Source organism: Acrocarpospora macrocephala, assembly GCF_009687865.1.
Taxonomy (GTDB): domain Bacteria; phylum Actinomycetota; class Actinomycetes; order Streptosporangiales; family Streptosporangiaceae; genus Acrocarpospora; species Acrocarpospora macrocephala.
Genome location: NZ_BLAE01000009.1, coordinates 15,028 through 30,562 on the forward strand (window position 1 = coordinate 15,028; position 15,535 = coordinate 30,562).

Below are 15,535 nucleotides of genomic sequence, written 5' to 3' on the forward strand. Positions count from 1 at the left end.
CCCCGCCACGAAGAAGACGACCGCGCCGATGGCCTGCCAGGGCAGCCACCACCACTGCCAGGCTTCGACGATGCCGGTCAGCGAGAGGGTGCCCGCCGCCATCGCCACACTGGAGGCGGCCAGCACCAGCGGCAGCTCGTACGACATCAGCTGCGCAGCCGACCGCATCCCGCCCAGCACCGAATACTTGTTGCCCGACGACCACCCGGCCATGATCGACCCAAGCACGCCGACGCCCATGACGGCCAGCACGAAGAACAGCCCGGCGTCCAGATCCACGCCGTACAGACCCGGCCCGACCGGGATGACGATCATCACGACCAGGTACGGCACCAGCGCGACCGCGGGGGCGATCTTGAAGATGGCCCGATCGGCGGCGGCCGGGATGACGTCCTCCTTCTGGACGAACTTCACCCCATCCGCGATCAGCTGCGCCCAGCCGTGAAACCCCCCGGCGTACATCGGCCCCAGCCGGGACTGCATATGCGCCATCGCCTTGTGCTCCATCTGCCCGACGATCAGCGGCAGCAGCAGGAACGCGCCGATGATCACGATGAGCCGGAGCGCGATCTCAAGCATCCTTGCCCCAATCGGCCGGAACCCCGGGCGGAGCCATCTTGCGGCGGCTCGGCGCGCCATGACCGGATTCGCCCGGCTCCTTGGCCCCCGGCCAGACCTTCGCCACCCGGGCGGCGAGCACGAAATCCTTACGCAACGGATGACCCTCGAAGCCGTCGGGCAGCAGCAGCGGCTTCAAATCCGGATGACCTTCGAAAATCACCCCGAACATCTCGTACGTCTCGCGCTCGTGCCAGTTCGCCCCCCGATAGACGCCCGTCGCGGAGGGCAAGCGGGGCTCTGCGCGCGGCACCCGCGTCCGGATCAGCAGGTGCGCGAAGGACTCCGGGTCAAAGACGTGCGCCACGACGGAGAAGCCATCCGGCGGGTCGTCGACCCCGGTCAGCCAGTCGAAGAAGGTGAAACCCTGATCGCGAGCGTGCCGCAACGCGTCCGCCCAGCCGGCCGGTTCGACATCGGCGGTGGTCTCACCGAAGCTCTCGGAGAGCACGGCTCCGGGAAAGTCGATCACGCGATCACTCGACCCTTCGCCCGGACAGCCCGCTCAGGCAGGCCCTTGTCGCTGGGCAGCAGCGCGGCGGCCATCAGCAGCAGGCCGACGGTGGGCACACGCGCCGCGTGCATGGCTCGATCAGCCGTGACCGATTCCCGTCCGTCGCCGCTCATGTGATCACCAGGTTCCAACGCGTCTGCCCAGCCGGACGGTTCGACATCGGCGGTGGTCTCACCGAAGTCCTCGGAGAGCACTGCTCCCGGGAAGTCGATCACGCGATCACTCGACCCTTCGCCCGGACAGCCCGATCAGCCGTGGCCGATTCCCGCCCGTCGCCGCTCATGTGATCACCGGATTGCCCGGCTGGTCCTTGGCCCAGACGTAGCGGTCGCTGAGGTTCTCGGTGGCGATCATTTCCTGAAGTTTCACGATGCCGTGGAGCAGGGCCTCCGGCCGGGGCGGGCAGCCGGGGACGTACACATCGACAGGGATGATCTGGTCGACGCCCTTGGTCACGCAGTAGGAGTCCCAGTAGGGCCCGCCCGAGTTGGAGCACGCGCCGAAGGAGATCACGTACTTGGGGTCGGGCATCTGCTCGTAGAGGCGTTTCACAGCGGGGGCCATCTTGTCGGTCACCGTGCCGGAGACGATCATCAAATCGGCTTGGCGGGGACCGTTGGCGAACGGAATGACGCCGAACCTGATGAAATCGTGGCGGCTCATCGAGGTCGCGATGAACTCGATCGCGCAGCAGGCCAGGCCGAAGTTGAACACCCAGAGGGAGTACTTGCGGCCCCAGTTGAGGACGAACTTCATCGGTTTGGGGGCGAGCCGGGAGACCGGCCCCACGGTCGGCATCGGAAGATCGGCCATGCGTGGCATTCTCCTCCTCGAATCACGTCCAGGCGAGTACGCGTTTGCGCCAGGCGTACAGGATGCCCAGCGCGATGAACGCCAAGAACACGAACATCTCCACCAGCGTGGTGAGACCGAAGCCGGCATCGGCGAAGACGGTCGCCCAGGGGAACAGGAACACCGCGTCCACCGCGAAGACCACGTAAAGATAGGTGAACACGTAGTACCTGATCTGCGACTGCGCCCACCCCTCACCAACGGGGTCGACCCCACACTCATAGGTGGTCAGCTTCTCAGCCGTAGGCCGATCGGGCCGAAGCAACCGATTGACCAGCAACCCACCCGCGAAGATCGCCACACCAACCCCGAGCAAAACGGCCACAACCACGTATGACCCGAAATATCCGGTCATCAGCCCTCCTCGCTCCTGCGCAGCCTCCCAAACGAGGTTAACCCAACAACCCCAGGGCAATTCCTACCCTTTGAGTCGTATGTCCCGGCTTGTCCGCGACTGCGCCTGGACTGAGGAATGCAGGTCGCGGAGCGGCCGGAGCGACGAGGGAAGACGCAGGCCAAAGGCGGCCAAACCACCGTGCCGGAGGCGGCCATAGACACAGCCGCAACTGCACCTGGACTGAGGAACGCAGGTCGCGAAGCGGCCGGAGCAACGAGGGAAGACGCAGGCCAAAGGCGGCCAAACCACCGTGCCGGAGGCGGCCATAGACACAGCCGCAACTGCACCTGGACTGAGAAATGCGGGTCGCGAAGCGGCCGGAGCAACGAGGGAAGACGCAGGCCAAAGGCGGCCAGGCCGCCGTGCCGGAGGCGCAGTCATGGACACAACCGCGACTGCGCCTGGACTGAGGAACGCAGGTCGCGAAGCGGCCGGAGTGACGAGGGAGAACACAGGCCGAGGGCGGCCAAGCCCGCCGTGCCGGAGGCGCAGCCAACGTCCCTGCCAAGCCCGCGATCCGAAGGATCGGCATGTCACTGCCACAGACCCGCCACACTCCAGTCAAAGAAACGCCCAAACAATGACAAAGCGGTATGGCGCGTGGACAAATCGTCCTAACGTGGCATACATGCCCTCACTTCGATTCGCCGGAGGAATTACGCTGTGTGTCGCGCTGAGCGCGGGATGCGCCGTAGTCACCTCCTCAGGTGATGGCAACCCCGAAGATCACGTCACGCTGGCATCAGAGCCGACCATGCTCACCTACGTCGACCCGGCCTCGGTCCAAGGCCTGAACCCGGAGACCATCTCCGGCGAATCACGGCAACCCCACCTGCACCTCAGCTACCCCTCCCTAGCCGACACCCCCGCGCTCAACAAGCGGCTGAAAACCGACATGACCAAGGCGGCCAACTACTACACCGCCCACACCAAGACGGCCGACCGTTTCCCCGCCCCCGAATACAACGTGGACTGGCAGCTCACCGCCGCCTCCCCCGACGTGGTCGGGGTCCGGCTGCGCACCGGCGAGTTCGAAGGCACCCGCTGGGCCAACTCCACCAGAACCCTCTGGTACGACCGACCGGCCGACCGCGTGCTCGGCTCCGCCCAATTGGTCAACGACCTGGACCTGCTGGCGGCCCTGGTCAAGCAGCACCTGGCTCGCGACCCCGCGGTGGACTCCGAAGCCGTGCGCCCCGACCCCCTCCTGTTCGACTCGCTGGACTTCAACTCCCGCGGCGATCTGGTGGCGGAGTTCGACGACTACCAGGTGGCCCCGGGCTCGATGGGCCGGATCGCGACCGCCATCCCGCGCAAGGACGCCGACGCCCTGCTCACGCCGTTCGGGCGGCGGGCCAGGCGCGCGGTGGAGAATGTCAAGCCGGCGACCGTTCCGGAGATCGTCACGATGAGCGGGGGCGGCGGGCGGTCCGGGCCGAACGCGGGCACGCCGGACCTGGGCACGGCCGCCGACCGGAAGGGCCGGGTGAACTGCGCGGTCGCCACCTGCGTGGCGCTGACCTTCGACGACGGCCCCGGACCGAACACCGCGCAGGTGCTGGACGCGCTCGGCGACAACCGGGCCACCTTCTTCACCCTCGGGTCGAACGCGGCGGTCCGGCCCGAGTTGCTGGCCAGGATGCGGGAGCGCGGGCACGAGGTGGCCAACCACACCTGGTCCCACCGGGATCTCACCACGATGCCGGAAAACCGGGTGTACGAGCAGCTGAGCCGTACCCAGAGCTTCATCAAGGGGATCACCGGGAACACGCCGACGCTGGTCCGGGCGCCCTACGGCGCGACCGATCCGGACGTGGCCGAGGTCGCCAGGGAGCTGGGCCTGGCCGTGGTGCAGTGGAACGTGGACCCGAAGGACTGGCGGGACGAGGATCCCGACGCGATCGCGGCGCGCACGCTGGGCGGGGTGCGGCGCAATTCGATCGTCCTGCTGCACGACACCAACCCGGCCACCGCCGACGCCATCCCGGCGATCGTGGCGGGTCTCGCCGCGCGCGGGTTCACGCTCGTCACCGTGCCCGAGTTGTACGGCCCTGGGCAACTCGCCCCCGGCCACACCTACGACGCAGGTGGGACGGCTGCCGTCTCGCGTCGTGGGCAACCGCTGCTGTGAGAGCGGCGGGGACATATAGTTAGACAGCGTGACCCGAAACATCCTCTTCACGCGTCGACACGTAGACCTGTGCCGGCTCGCGTCGGGGCTGTGTCGCCGGGCGACCTGACAACAGTGACGTTCCCCCCTGATGGCCCCAGGATCACTGTCCGACCGCTCCGCGTAAGTCACACCCTCGGCGAAGAGCAAACTACGACAATTTTTCGTAGTTCCGGGGACCTAGCATGAAGACAAGAACGCGACGAGCTCCTGCGCTCGGTCGCGTCAAGGAGGATTGAGCAGCTGTGACCAAACAGGTTCAGCAACTCGACCGCGTGATCATCCGGTTCGCGGGTGACTCCGGCGACGGCATGCAGTTGACCGGAGACCGCTTCACAGCGGAGACCGCCGAGTTCGGTAACGACCTCTCCACCCTTCCCAACTTCCCGGCCGAGATCCGCGCTCCCGCGGGCACCCTGCCGGGCGTATCGAGCTTCCAGCTCCACTTCGCCGACCACGACATCCTGACCCCAGGGGACGCGCCCAACGTCCTGGTCGCGATGAACCCGGCGGCGCTCAAGGCGAACCTGTCCGACCTCCCGCGCGGAGCCGACATCATCGCCAACTCCGACGAGTTCACCAAGCGCAACCTGGCCAAGGTCGGTTACGCGGAGAGCCCGCTGGAGGATGAGTCGCTGAGCGAGTGGCGGGTGCACTCGGTGCCGCTGACCTCGCTGACGGTCAAGGCGCTGGAAGAGTTCCAGATCTCCAAGAAGGACGCGGAACGCGCGAAGAACATGTTCGCGCTGGGCCTGCTGTCGTGGCTCTATCACCGGCCGGTCGACGCCACCATCAAGTTCATCGAGTCGAAGTTCGCGAAAAAGCCGGACATCGCCAGGTCGAACGTGGCGGCCTTCAACGCGGGCTGGAACTACGGCGAGACGACCGAGGCGTTCTCGGTGTCGTACGAGATCAAGCCGGCCAAGCTGGCACCCGGGATCTATCGCAACATCTCCGGCAACCAGGCGCTGGCGTACGGATTGATCGCCGCGTCTGTGCAGTCGGGTTTGCCGCTGTTCCTGGGGTCTTATCCGATTACTCCGGCCTCGGACATCCTGCACGAGCTGTCCAAGCACAAGCGCTTCGGGATCCGTACCTTCCAGGCCGAGGACGAGATCGCGGGCGTCGGCGCGGCGCTCGGCGCGGCGTTCGGCGGCGCGCTCGGAGTGACCACGACCTCCGGACCCGGCGTGGCGCTCAAGGCCGAGACCGTGGGCCTGGCGGTGACCACCGAACTGCCGCTCATCGTCGTGGACGTGCAGCGCGCCGGACCGTCCACCGGCATGCCCACCAAAACCGAACAGACCGACCTGCTCATGGCGCTGTACGGCCGGAACGGCGAATCCCCCATCCCGGTCGTCGCCCCCTCGACCCCGTCGGACTGTTTCGACATCGCCGTCGAAGCCGCGCGAATCGCCCTGAAGTACCGCACACCGGTCATATTGCTGTCTGACGGTTACCTGGCCAACGGCTCGGAACCGTGGAAACTCCCGGAGGTCGACGACCTGCCGGATATTTCCGTCGACTTCACCACCGAGGTCAACAGCGACGACGGCACCTTCCTGCCGTTCAAGCGGGACACCGAGACGCTCGCCCGCCCCTGGGCGATCCCCGGCACCCCCGGCCTGGAGCACCGGATCGGCGGCATCGAGAAGGCCGACGGCACCGGCAACATCTCCTACGACCCCAACAACCACGACCTCATGGTCCGGCTCCGGCAGGCCAAGATCGACGGCATCGACGTGCCCGATCTGGAGGTGGACGACCCGTCCGGGTCCGCCCGGGTGCTCGTGCTCGGCTGGGGCTCCACCTATGGCCCGATCGCGGCGGCGATCCGCCGGGTGCGCCGGTCGGGCGGTCAGGTGGCCCAGGCCCACCTGCGCCACCTCAGCCCGTTCCCCAAGAACATCGGCGAGGTGCTGAAGTCCTACGACAAGGTGCTGCTGCCGGAGATCAACCTCGGCCAGCTGGCGCTGCTGCTGCGGGCCAAGTTCCTGGTGGACATCATCAGCTACAACCGTGTTCGAGGGCTTCCGTTCAAGGCCGAGGAGCTGGCAGGCGTGATCCAGGACGTGATCGACAGTGAGTGAGATTACGGTGAACGGCCATCAGAACGGGCGCGGGCTCGCGCTCGTCCCCCGGGCCGAGGGCAAGCAGACGCTGAAGGACTTCAAGTCCGACCAGGAGGTGCGCTGGTGCCCCGGGTGCGGGGACTACGCGATCCTGGCGGCGGTGCAGTCGTTCATGCCGGAGCTGGGCATCAAGCGCGAGAACACGGTGTTCGTGTCCGGCATCGGGTGCTCGTCCAGGTTCCCGTACTACATGAACACCTACGGCTTCCACTCGATCCACGGGCGGGCTCCGGCGATCGCGACGGGGCTGGCCGCCTCGCGGCCGGATCTGTCGGTATGGGTGATCACCGGGGACGGTGACGCGCTGTCCATCGGCGGGAACCACCTGATCCACGCGCTGCGGCGGAACGTCAACCTGAACATCCTGCTGTTCAACAACCGGATCTACGGGCTGACGAAGGGGCAGTACTCGCCCACCTCCGAAATCGGGAAAATCACGAAATCGACGCCGATGGGGTCGCTGGATCGGCCGTTCAACCCGATCTCGCTGGCCATCGGCGCCGAGGCCGGGTTCGTGGCGCGCACGCTGGACAGCGACCGCAAGCACCTGCAGTCGGTGCTGCGCGAGGCCGCCGCGCATCAGGGCACCTCGCTGGTGGAGATCTACCAGAACTGCAACATCTTCAACGACGGCGCGTTCGAGATGATGAAGGACCCGGCGACCCGGGACGCGATCACGGTCAGGCTGGAGCACGGCCAGCCGATCGTCTTCGCCGACCAGGCGGTACGGCTCGCGCCCACCGGCGGCGTGGAAGTGGTCCCCCGGGCGTCGCTGCGCGAGGACGAGATCCTGGTGCACGACGCGCACCACCCGGACCCGTCGCTGGCGTTCGCGCTCAGCCGGTTGGACGAGCCCGCCTTCGCGCACGTGCCGATCGGCATCTTCCGCTCGGTGGACCGGCCGTCCTACGACGAGCTGATGAGCGACCAGCTGGCGGCGGCGACCGCGCAGAAGGGCCGGGGCAGCCTGGCCGACCTGCTGCACGGGGGAGACACCTGGCGGATCAGCTGAGCTGATCGGGATAATTGCGGATCTACCGCTGTCGCGATACGTGCGACGGCGGTAGGTTCGTTGAACCGTTCCAGCTCAGTGGAGGCGATGTGACCGTTCTGTTAGAAGGTGTACCTCTCTACGAACTCGCCACCGAGGAAATAGGCGGCGCGTTCAGCGGAATCCTCGCCGGCAATATCCGCCGAGCCCGCCAGCGCGTGAGCCGCCTGCTCTTCGACTACCGGTACGGCGTGGAGACCACCGAGTTCGCTCACCTCGACCAGTTCGGTCTCGCCCACGAGGAACGCGTCTACTACTCTCCCGCCCACTGGGGCACCCTCCGCCGTACCCTCCCCGCGCACGAGGTCCGCGCCGAGGACGTCTTCCTCGACCTGGGCTCCGGCAAGGCCAGGATGGTCCTGGAGGCCGCCGCCCGATTCCCGTTTCGCAAGGTGATCGGCGTCGAGCTGTCGCCGGAGCTGACCGAGGTGGCGCGGGCCAACCTGAAGTCCACCCGGCTGCCGGTCCACCCGGACCGCGTCGACCTGGTCCAGTCGGACGTGCTCGACTACGAGATCCCCGACGACGTCACCGTGGTCTTCCTGAACAACCCGTTCCGGGGTGAGATCTTCGCCGCCGCGATCACCAAGCTGCTCGCCTCGGTGGACCGCAGGCCGCGGCCGATCAAGGTCATCTACTTCAATCCGACCGAGGAGCCGTACCTGCTCGGCACCGGGCGGTTCCGGCATCTGCGTACGGTCACCCGCGGCCGGGCCAGCGAAATCGATGTGTTCGGAACGACTCGGATATACGCCGTCACCGCGTGATTTCTGTAACAGACTTCGTACAAGCCTGGATAAGAGAGGCATGGCACGCGTGGGGACGGTAACCAACCTGACGGTGCATGGGATCGGGCCTACCGAACGGGAGCTCGATCCGGGTGAGGATGCCACCTGGGTGAGCATCGAGCAGTTCGAGCTGGTCCTCGACGCCGTGGTCGGACGCGACGACGTGCGGGTCACCTTCGACGACGGCAACGCCTCCGACGTCGCGATCGCGCTGCCGAGGCTGCTCGATCGCGGCCTCACCGCCGAGTTCTTCGTGCTGGCGGGGCTGCTCGGCCGGCCGGGACGGCTGACCGAGGACGACGTGCGCCGCCTGGTCACGGCGGGCATGCGCATCAGCTCCCACGGCTGGGCGCACCGCGACTGGCGGCGCATCGACGACCGGCAGGCCGAGGAAGAGCTGGCCCAGGCACATCACCGGCTCGCCGAGTTGACCGGGCAACCGGTGTCCCGGGTGGCGATCCCGTTCGGCTCCTACGACCGGCATGTGCTGCGGCGGCTGCGGAAGGCCGGGGTCACCCGGGCCTACACCAGCGACGGCGGCAGGGCCGTTCCCGGCTCCTGGCTCCAGGCGCGGACCAGCCTGGTCTGCGGCCTGGACGCGGACTGGACCAGGCAGGTGCTGGACGAGACGCCGTCGCCGGTCGTCTGGGCCAGGAAGCTGACCGGCCGTGTGGTGAAGCGGGTGCGTGGCTGACATGCGTGAGATTCCGAGAGTCGCCGTCGTCATCGTCACCTACAACAGCGCGAGCGTGCTGGGCAGCTGCCTGGCGTCGCTCCCCGACGGGGCCAAAGGCGTCGAACTGGCCGAGATCGTGGTGGCCGACAACGCCTCCACGGACGACTCGCTGGCGATCGCCGCGCTCGCCGAGGTCCCGGTCACGCCGGTCCAGCTGGGCCGCAACGCCGGATACGCGGCCGCGGTCAACGCCGGCATCGCCGCCCTGGACCTCGACACGCTCGACGCGGTGTACGTGCTGAACCCCGACTGCCGCCTGCCGCCCGAGTCGATCGCGCCGCTGGTCCGGGCGCTGGACCGGCCGGGCGTCGGCATCAGCGTCCCCAAGATGGTCAACCCGGACGGGTCTCTGCAACCGTCGCTGCGCCGCATGCCGACCGTCGGCCGGGCCGTGATCGAGGCCGTCATCGGCGGCGGCCGGGCCGGGCGGATCGGCCGCCTGGGCGAGCTGATCACCGATCCCCGCGAGTACGTGAAGGCCGGCCCGGTGGTTTGGGCGACCGGGGCGGCCATGCTGATCTCGGTGCCCGCGATCCGGGCGGTCGGCCCGTGGGACGAGTCGTTCCTGCTCTACAGCGAGGAGACCGAGTTCGCACTGCGCGCCGCCGACCTCGGCTGGAGCCTCTGGTACGAACCGGCCGCGCTCATCGAGCACATCGGCGGTGACTCCGGCGTCAACCCGACCCTGGCCGCGCTGCTGCTGGTCAACAAGGTGAAGTTGTTCCGCCGCCGGCGCGGCCCGCTGGCCGGGGCCGCCTACTACCTGGTCGTCCTGGCCGGGGAGTCGGTCCGGGCGCTGGCCGGCCGCCGGGTGTCGCAGAAGTCGGTGCTGTGGCTGCTGCGCCCGTCCCGGCGGCTGACCGCCCTGCCCGGGTGAACGCGATGACCGCCACGATGATCGCGTTCGACCGGCTTGGCGCCGCGGAACTGGACGCCTGGCACGCGCTGCGAGCGAAGAACCCGCTGCTGGACAGCCCGTACTTCCATCCCGGGTTCGCGGCGGCGGTGCACGCGAGCGGGCGGCCGGTCACGGTGACGGTGCTCAGGGACGTCGGCGGCGAGGTGATCGCGCTGCTGGCCGGGCACCGGGACGGCGCGCTGCTGCGGCCGGTGGGCTGGCCCGGCGCCGACTTCCAGGGGCCGGTGCTGGCCCCGGGCACCGCCTTCGACCCCCGGCTGCTGCTCACCGGCGGCGTCCGCGCCTTCGCCTTCGACCACCTGCTGGACGGCCTGGCCGAGGCCGAGCCGTGGGTGCTGTCCCGGCGGCCGTCCCCGTTCCTGGACGTGACCGGCGGCCTGGACGGCTATCTGGGGCGGGCCTCCAAGTCCGGCAAGGACAACATGGGCCAGGCCCGCCGCCGGGCCGCGAAGGCGGGCCGGGAGCTGGGCGAGGTGCGCTTCGCCGCCGACGTGGTGGACGCGGCGGCGCTGGACCGGGTGATCGAGCTGAAGCGAGCCCAGTACCGGACGACCGGCGCGGCCGACTACTTCGCCGAGCCCGGCCGGGCCGAGCTGCTGACCCGGCTCATGCACACCAGGGACCCGGACTTCGCCGGGGTGCTGTCCACCCTGCACGCGGGCCCGACCCTGCTGGCCGCGCACTTCGGCCTGCGCTCCGGCGGTGTGCTGCACTGGTGGTTCCCGGTCTACGACCCGGCCTTCGGCCACCTGTCCCCCGGCTGGATGTTGCTGCGCGAGCTGGTGTCCGCCGCGCCCGCGCTCGGCGTGACCAGGATCGACCTGGGCCGGGGGGACGACGAGTACAAGCGGCGGGCCAAGACCGGGGAGTGCCAGGTGGCCCAGGGCCTGGTCACCGGAAACCGGGTGCGGCTGCTGCTGCGCCGCGCGCAGGAGTCGGCGCTGGCCACGGCGAAAACCTCGGCGGCCGGGCCCGCACTGCGCTACCTGGCGCGGCGTTTGCGAGGCCGTTAGGACGGCGGGTTGGTAACGTTCCAGAGTTAGTGCACGACATGAGTGGAGACGGGGGTTACGCGTGGGAAAGTCGCCCCTAGCCTGACGAAGGGCTCTAAATCGGTGAAGATCAGCATTCTGGGGCTGGCTCGCATCGCGATCGTCATCGTCACCTACAACAGCGCCGCGGTGCTGGCCGAATGCCTTGGCGCGCTGCCCGAAGGTTCGCGGGGGGTCGACCTCACTCAGGTGGTGGTGGCCGACAACGCCTCTCAGGACGAATCCCTGCATATCGCCAAGGAAGCCGGCGCGCAGGTCGTGCAGACCGGCCGCAACGCCGGCTACGCCGCCGCCATCAACGCCGGGATGGCCACGCTGGACCTCGACCAGGTGGACGGGGTGATGGTTCTCAACCCTGACTGCAAGATGCACCCGGGCGCGCTGGCCACGCTCGTGGGGGCCTTGCAGGAGCCCGGCCGGGGCATCGTGGTCCCTCGGCTGACCAAGCCGGACGGCACGCTGCAGCCCTCGCTGCGGCGAGAAGCCACCGTGCACGGCGCATTCGCCGAGGCGGTGATCGGTGGCACCCTGTCCGGCCGGATCGGGATCTTCGGCGAGGTGATCACCGACCCCCGGCACTACGAGCGGGCCGGCCCGTTCGTCTGGGCCACCGGTGCGGCCATGCTGATCGGCACGGACGCCATCCGCCAGCTCGGCCCGTGGGACGAGTCGTTCCTGCTCTACAGCGAGGAGACCGAGTACGCGCTGCGCGCCGCCGACCAGGGCTGGGCGCTCTGGTACGAACCCGCGGCCGTAGTCGAACACATCGGCGGCGACTCCCGCACGAGCCCGATGCTGGCGGCTCTGCTCATGGTGAACAAGGTCCGCCTGTTCCGAAGACGCAGGGGCAGGATCGCCTCGGCCGCCTACTACCTGTCCATCGTGCTGGGCCAGTCGGTGCGTGCGGCCACGGGCAGCCGTACGGCCAGAGCCGCGCTGGCGGCCCTGCTCTTTCCATCACGCCGGATCCGGGAGCTACCACAGTGAAGATAAGCGTCTTCGGCCTGGGCTACGTCGGCTGCGTGTCCGCGGCCTGCCTCGCGGCCCGCGGCCACCAGGTCGTCGGGGTCGACGTCAACCCGGTCAAGGTCGAGCTGATCTCGGCGGGCAAAGCCCCGGTGGTCGAGGAGCGGATCGGCGAGCTGACCGCGGAGATGGTCGGCTCCGGCGCGCTGCGGGCCACCACCGACACCGCCGCCGCGATCAGGGAGACCGACATCTCGCTGGTCTGCGTGGGCACCCCGTCGGCGCCCAACGGCAGCCTGTCCACCGAGTATCTGGAGCGGGTGGCCGACGAGATCGGCGCCGCGCTGCGGAACCAGCCGGGCCGGCACACCGTGGTCTTCCGCAGCACCATGCTGCCGGGCACCTGCGAGTCGCTGCTGGTGCCCATCCTGGAGAAGGCCTCCGGCCTGACCGCGGGCGTGGACTTCGGAGTCGCGGTGAACCCGGAGTTCCTGCGCGAGGGCACCAGCGTGCGGGACTTCTTCGACCCGCCGAAGACCGTGATCGGCGAACTGGACCCGGCCAGCGGCGACATGGTGGCCGACCTGTACGCGGGACTGCCCGGCCAGGTCTTCCGGGTGCCGATCGCGGTCGCCGAAATGACCAAATACGCCGACAACTCCTACCACGGCCTGAAGATCGCCTTCGCCAACGAGCTGGGCGCGATCTGCGCCGCGCTCGGCCTGGACTCGCACCGGGTGATGGACGTCTTCCTGGCCGACACCAAGCTGAACGTCAGTCCCGCCTACCTGCGCCCCGGCTTCGCGTTCGGCGGCTCCTGCCTGCCCAAGGACCTGCGCGGCCTGGTGTACGCGGCCCGTCGCGCGGACGTGTCGGTGCCGCTGCTCTCACACGTGCTGCCCTCCAACGAGGAGCATCTGCGCCGCGCCTTCGAGCTGGTGGCGGTCACCGGCAAGCGCAAGGTCGGCCTGTTCGGGCTGTCGTTCAAGCCGGGCACCGACGACCTGCGGGAGAGCCCGCTGGTGGAACTGGCCGAACGCCTGCTGGGCAAGGGATACGACTTACGGATCTATGACGCCAATGTCGCCCTTTCCCGACTGATCGGCGCGAACCGCGACTACATTGAGGGCAGGCTGCCCCACCTCGGGGATCTGCTCAGCAATTCCGTCGATGACGTGATGAACCATGCCGAGGTCTGCGTGGTCGGCTGCAAGGATCCGGCCGTACTGACCGCCCTCGCCGACAGTGGTGACCGCGCGATCATCGACCTCGTCCGCCTGCCTGACGCGGAAGAGCGTCGGCAACGACCTGGGTATGTGGGACTTGGCTGGTAAAGCGCTCATCCTCGTAGAAAACCTCTCCGTACCGTTTGACCGCAGGGTGTGGCAGGAGAGCGTCGCGCTACGCGAGGCGGGCTGGGAGGTGCACGTCATCTGCCCGCGCGGGACCAAGCGGGACACCGAGGCGGAGGCGGAGATCGACGGCATCAAGATCTACCGCTATCCGCTGCGCGCCGCCACCGGCGGCCCGCTCGGCTACCTGCGGGAGTACGGCTCCGCCCTGTGGCACACCTACCGGCTGGCCCGCCGGGTCGGCCGGGTGGACGTGCTGCACGCGTGCAACCCGCCGGACCTGTTCTTCCTGGTCGCCCGGGCGCTGCGCGGGCGCGCCACCCGGTTCGTGTTCGACCAGCACGACCTGGTGCCCGAGTTATACCTGTCCAGGTTCAACCGGGGGAAGGACCTGCTCTACCGGCTGGTCTGCCGGCTGGAACGCGCCACCTACCGGGCCGCCGACGTGGTCATCGCCACCAACGAGAGCTACCGCCGCGTGGCGCTCACCCGCGGCGGCAAGTCACCCGACCAGGTCTTCGTGGTGCGCAGCGCACCCGCCGTGGAGCGATTCCACCAGGCCGAGCCGGACGAGTCGATCAAGAAGGGCAAGCCGTACCTGCTCTGCTACCTGGGCGTCATGGGCCCGCAGGACGGGGTTGACTACGCGCTGCGCGCGCTGGCCAAACTCCGCTACGAGCAGGGCCGTACCGACTGGCACGCGGCCTTCGTCGGCGCCGGGGACACCTTCGACGCGATGGTGCGGCTCAGCGCCGAGCTGGGCCTGGCCGACTGCGTGGACTTCACCGGGCGCATCCCGGACGAGGATCTGGTGCGCTACCTGTCCACCGCCGACGTGTGCCTGTCGCCGGACCCGCACAACCCGCTCAACGACGTGTCCACCATGAACAAGATCATGGAGTACATGGCGATGGCCCGCCCGATCGTCTCCTTCGAACTGTGCGAAGCCCGGGTGTCGGCGGGCGAGGCGGCCGTCTACGCCCCCGCCAACGACGAGGCCGAGTTCGCCAAGCTGATCGCCCAGCTCCTGGACGACCCGGACGAGCGCCGCCGGATGGGCGAGCTCGGCCAGGCCCGGGTGCGCGGCCCGCTGTCGTGGGAGAACTCCAAGAAGGCGCTGCTCGACGCCTATCAGGCCGCCATCCGATGACCGAAGTCGCCGGTGTGGTCATCCCCGCGCACAACGAGGCGGCCGTGCTCGGCCGCACCCTGGCCCGGCTGCTGGCCGAGGCGGCTCCCGGGGAGTTGGATGTGGTGGTGGTGGCCAACGCCTGCACGGACGGCACCGCGGAGATCGCCCAGGAAGCCGGGGCCAGGGTGATCGAGACCCCCGTCCCCGGCAAGACGCACGCGCTGCGCCTCGGCGACGCGGCCTGCCGCGCCTTCCCGCGCGTCTATCTGGACGCCGACGTCGAGCTGAGCACCGCCTCCGTGCGGGCCCTGGCCGCCGCGCTGGCCCGCCCCGGGGTGCTGGCCGCCGCGCCGGTGCCCGTCTGGGAGCTGGCCGGGTCCGGGTGGCTGGCCCGCCGGGTGCACCGCGTCCACGACCAGCTGATCGGCCCGCGCCGGGCCCTGGCCGGGGTCGGCGTGTACGCGTTGAGCGAGACCGGCCACAACCGGATCTTCCCGCTCCCCGACGTGATCGCCGACGACGAGCTGGTGCACCGCAGCTTCACCCCGGCGGAACGCGCGGTGGTCCCCGAGGCCCGATCGGTGATCCGCCCGGCGCGTACGGTGCGGGCCCACCTGAACCGCAGGGTCCGGGTCAGGCAGGGCAACCGGCAGCTCGCCGAGCTGGGCCTCCCCGCCAGGGAAGGCCGGTTGGGGGTCCGCTCGCTGGTCGCGCTGGTGGGTCGGCGCGCGGTGAGCCCGCTGGACGCGGCCTGCTACCTGGCGGTCCTGGTCGCGGACCGCGCCCTCGCGGCCCGGCGACGTGGTGGCATAACCTGGGCCACGGACGCGAGCAGCCGGTGACACAGCTGACGAGA

General features: G+C 69.0%; 17 protein-coding genes. 12 read left to right on the forward strand and 5 right to left on the reverse strand.

What is annotated here, in order from left to right; all coding sequences use genetic code 11:
• From Amac_RS55930 to Amac_RS08290, 5 genes are all read right to left on the reverse strand, one after another.
• The coding region (locus tag Amac_RS55930) for a complex I subunit 1/NuoH family protein (protein ID WP_246268157.1) at positions 1–579 on the reverse strand (579 nt) is incomplete at its 3' end.
• Entirely contained in the window at positions 572–1,090 is a 519-nt protein-coding gene (locus Amac_RS08275; RefSeq protein WP_155353735.1) for an NADH-quinone oxidoreductase subunit C, read from the reverse strand. The genes Amac_RS55930 and Amac_RS08275, both read right to left, overlap by 8 nt.
• A complete protein-coding gene (locus Amac_RS08280) occupies positions 1,087–1,347 on the reverse strand; it encodes a hypothetical protein (RefSeq protein ID WP_155353736.1) in 261 nt (86 codons plus the stop codon). Before Amac_RS08280 ends, Amac_RS08275 begins: the two co-directional genes overlap by 4 nt.
• 64 nt (positions 1,348–1,411) lie before the next feature.
• The gene (locus tag Amac_RS08285) at positions 1,412–1,945 is read right to left on the reverse strand and encodes an NADH-quinone oxidoreductase subunit B (protein ID WP_155341561.1); all 534 of its coding nucleotides are present in this window, start codon (positions 1,943–1,945) and stop codon (positions 1,412–1,414) included.
• A 22-nt stretch (positions 1,946–1,967) separates the two neighbouring features.
• Positions 1,968–2,339 (reverse strand): NADH-quinone oxidoreductase subunit A, encoded by a 372-nt coding sequence (locus Amac_RS08290; RefSeq protein ID WP_155353737.1) that lies wholly within the window; start codon positions 2,337–2,339, stop codon positions 1,968–1,970.
• Positions 2,340–3,009: 670 nt separating this feature from the next.
• On the opposite strand from Amac_RS08290, the gene Amac_RS08295 reads away from it, so the two are divergent.
• The 12 genes from Amac_RS08295 (at position 3,010) to Amac_RS08345 (ending at position 15,521) form a co-directional block, all read left to right on the forward strand.
• On the forward strand, positions 3,010–4,512 hold the full coding sequence (locus tag Amac_RS08295) for a polysaccharide deacetylase family protein (protein WP_170322384.1): 1,503 nt from the start codon (positions 3,010–3,012) through the stop codon (positions 4,510–4,512).
• Positions 4,513–4,540: 28 nt separating this feature from the next.
• The gene (locus Amac_RS57875; protein WP_373869706.1) at positions 4,541–4,621 is read left to right on the forward strand and encodes a putative leader peptide; all 81 of its coding nucleotides are present in this window, start codon (positions 4,541–4,543) and stop codon (positions 4,619–4,621) included.
• Between the two features lie 175 nt (positions 4,622–4,796).
• A complete protein-coding gene (locus Amac_RS08300; protein WP_155353739.1) occupies positions 4,797–6,641 on the forward strand; it encodes a 2-oxoacid:acceptor oxidoreductase subunit alpha in 1,845 nt (614 codons plus the stop codon).
• A gap of 7 nt (positions 6,642–6,648) precedes the next feature.
• The gene (locus Amac_RS08305; RefSeq protein ID WP_246268159.1) at positions 6,649–7,695 is read left to right on the forward strand and encodes a 2-oxoacid:ferredoxin oxidoreductase subunit beta; all 1,047 of its coding nucleotides are present in this window, start codon (positions 6,649–6,651) and stop codon (positions 7,693–7,695) included.
• 89 nt (positions 7,696–7,784) lie between these two features.
• Positions 7,785–8,501, forward strand: a complete 717-nt coding sequence (locus Amac_RS08310; protein WP_155353741.1) for a class I SAM-dependent methyltransferase — start codon at positions 7,785–7,787, stop codon at positions 8,499–8,501.
• A 40-nt stretch (positions 8,502–8,541) separates the two neighbouring features.
• A complete protein-coding gene (locus Amac_RS08315; RefSeq protein WP_155353742.1) occupies positions 8,542–9,216 on the forward strand; it encodes a polysaccharide deacetylase family protein in 675 nt (224 codons plus the stop codon).
• Position 9,217: 1 nt separating this feature from the next.
• Positions 9,218–10,135: a glycosyltransferase family 2 protein gene (locus tag Amac_RS08320; protein ID WP_155353743.1), complete on the forward strand. Its 918-nt coding sequence runs from the start codon at positions 9,218–9,220 to the stop codon at positions 10,133–10,135.
• 5 nt (positions 10,136–10,140) lie between these two features.
• Positions 10,141–11,190 (forward strand): GNAT family N-acetyltransferase, encoded by a 1,050-nt coding sequence (locus Amac_RS08325; RefSeq protein ID WP_246268161.1) that lies wholly within the window; start codon positions 10,141–10,143, stop codon positions 11,188–11,190.
• A 102-nt stretch (positions 11,191–11,292) separates the two neighbouring features.
• The gene (locus Amac_RS08330; protein ID WP_246268163.1) at positions 11,293–12,216 is read left to right on the forward strand and encodes a glycosyltransferase family 2 protein; all 924 of its coding nucleotides are present in this window, start codon (positions 11,293–11,295) and stop codon (positions 12,214–12,216) included.
• The gene (locus tag Amac_RS08335; protein ID WP_155353744.1) at positions 12,213–13,529 is read left to right on the forward strand and encodes a nucleotide sugar dehydrogenase; all 1,317 of its coding nucleotides are present in this window, start codon (positions 12,213–12,215) and stop codon (positions 13,527–13,529) included. Before Amac_RS08330 ends, Amac_RS08335 begins: the two co-directional genes overlap by 4 nt.
• 46 nt (positions 13,530–13,575) lie before the next feature.
• Positions 13,576–14,697 (forward strand): glycosyltransferase family 4 protein, encoded by a 1,122-nt coding sequence (locus Amac_RS08340; protein ID WP_246268164.1) that lies wholly within the window; start codon positions 13,576–13,578, stop codon positions 14,695–14,697.
• On the forward strand, positions 14,694–15,521 hold the full coding sequence (locus tag Amac_RS08345; RefSeq protein ID WP_155353746.1) for a glycosyltransferase family 2 protein: 828 nt from the start codon (positions 14,694–14,696) through the stop codon (positions 15,519–15,521). Before Amac_RS08340 ends, Amac_RS08345 begins: the two co-directional genes overlap by 4 nt.
• Positions 15,522–15,535: the final 14 nt, after the last annotated feature.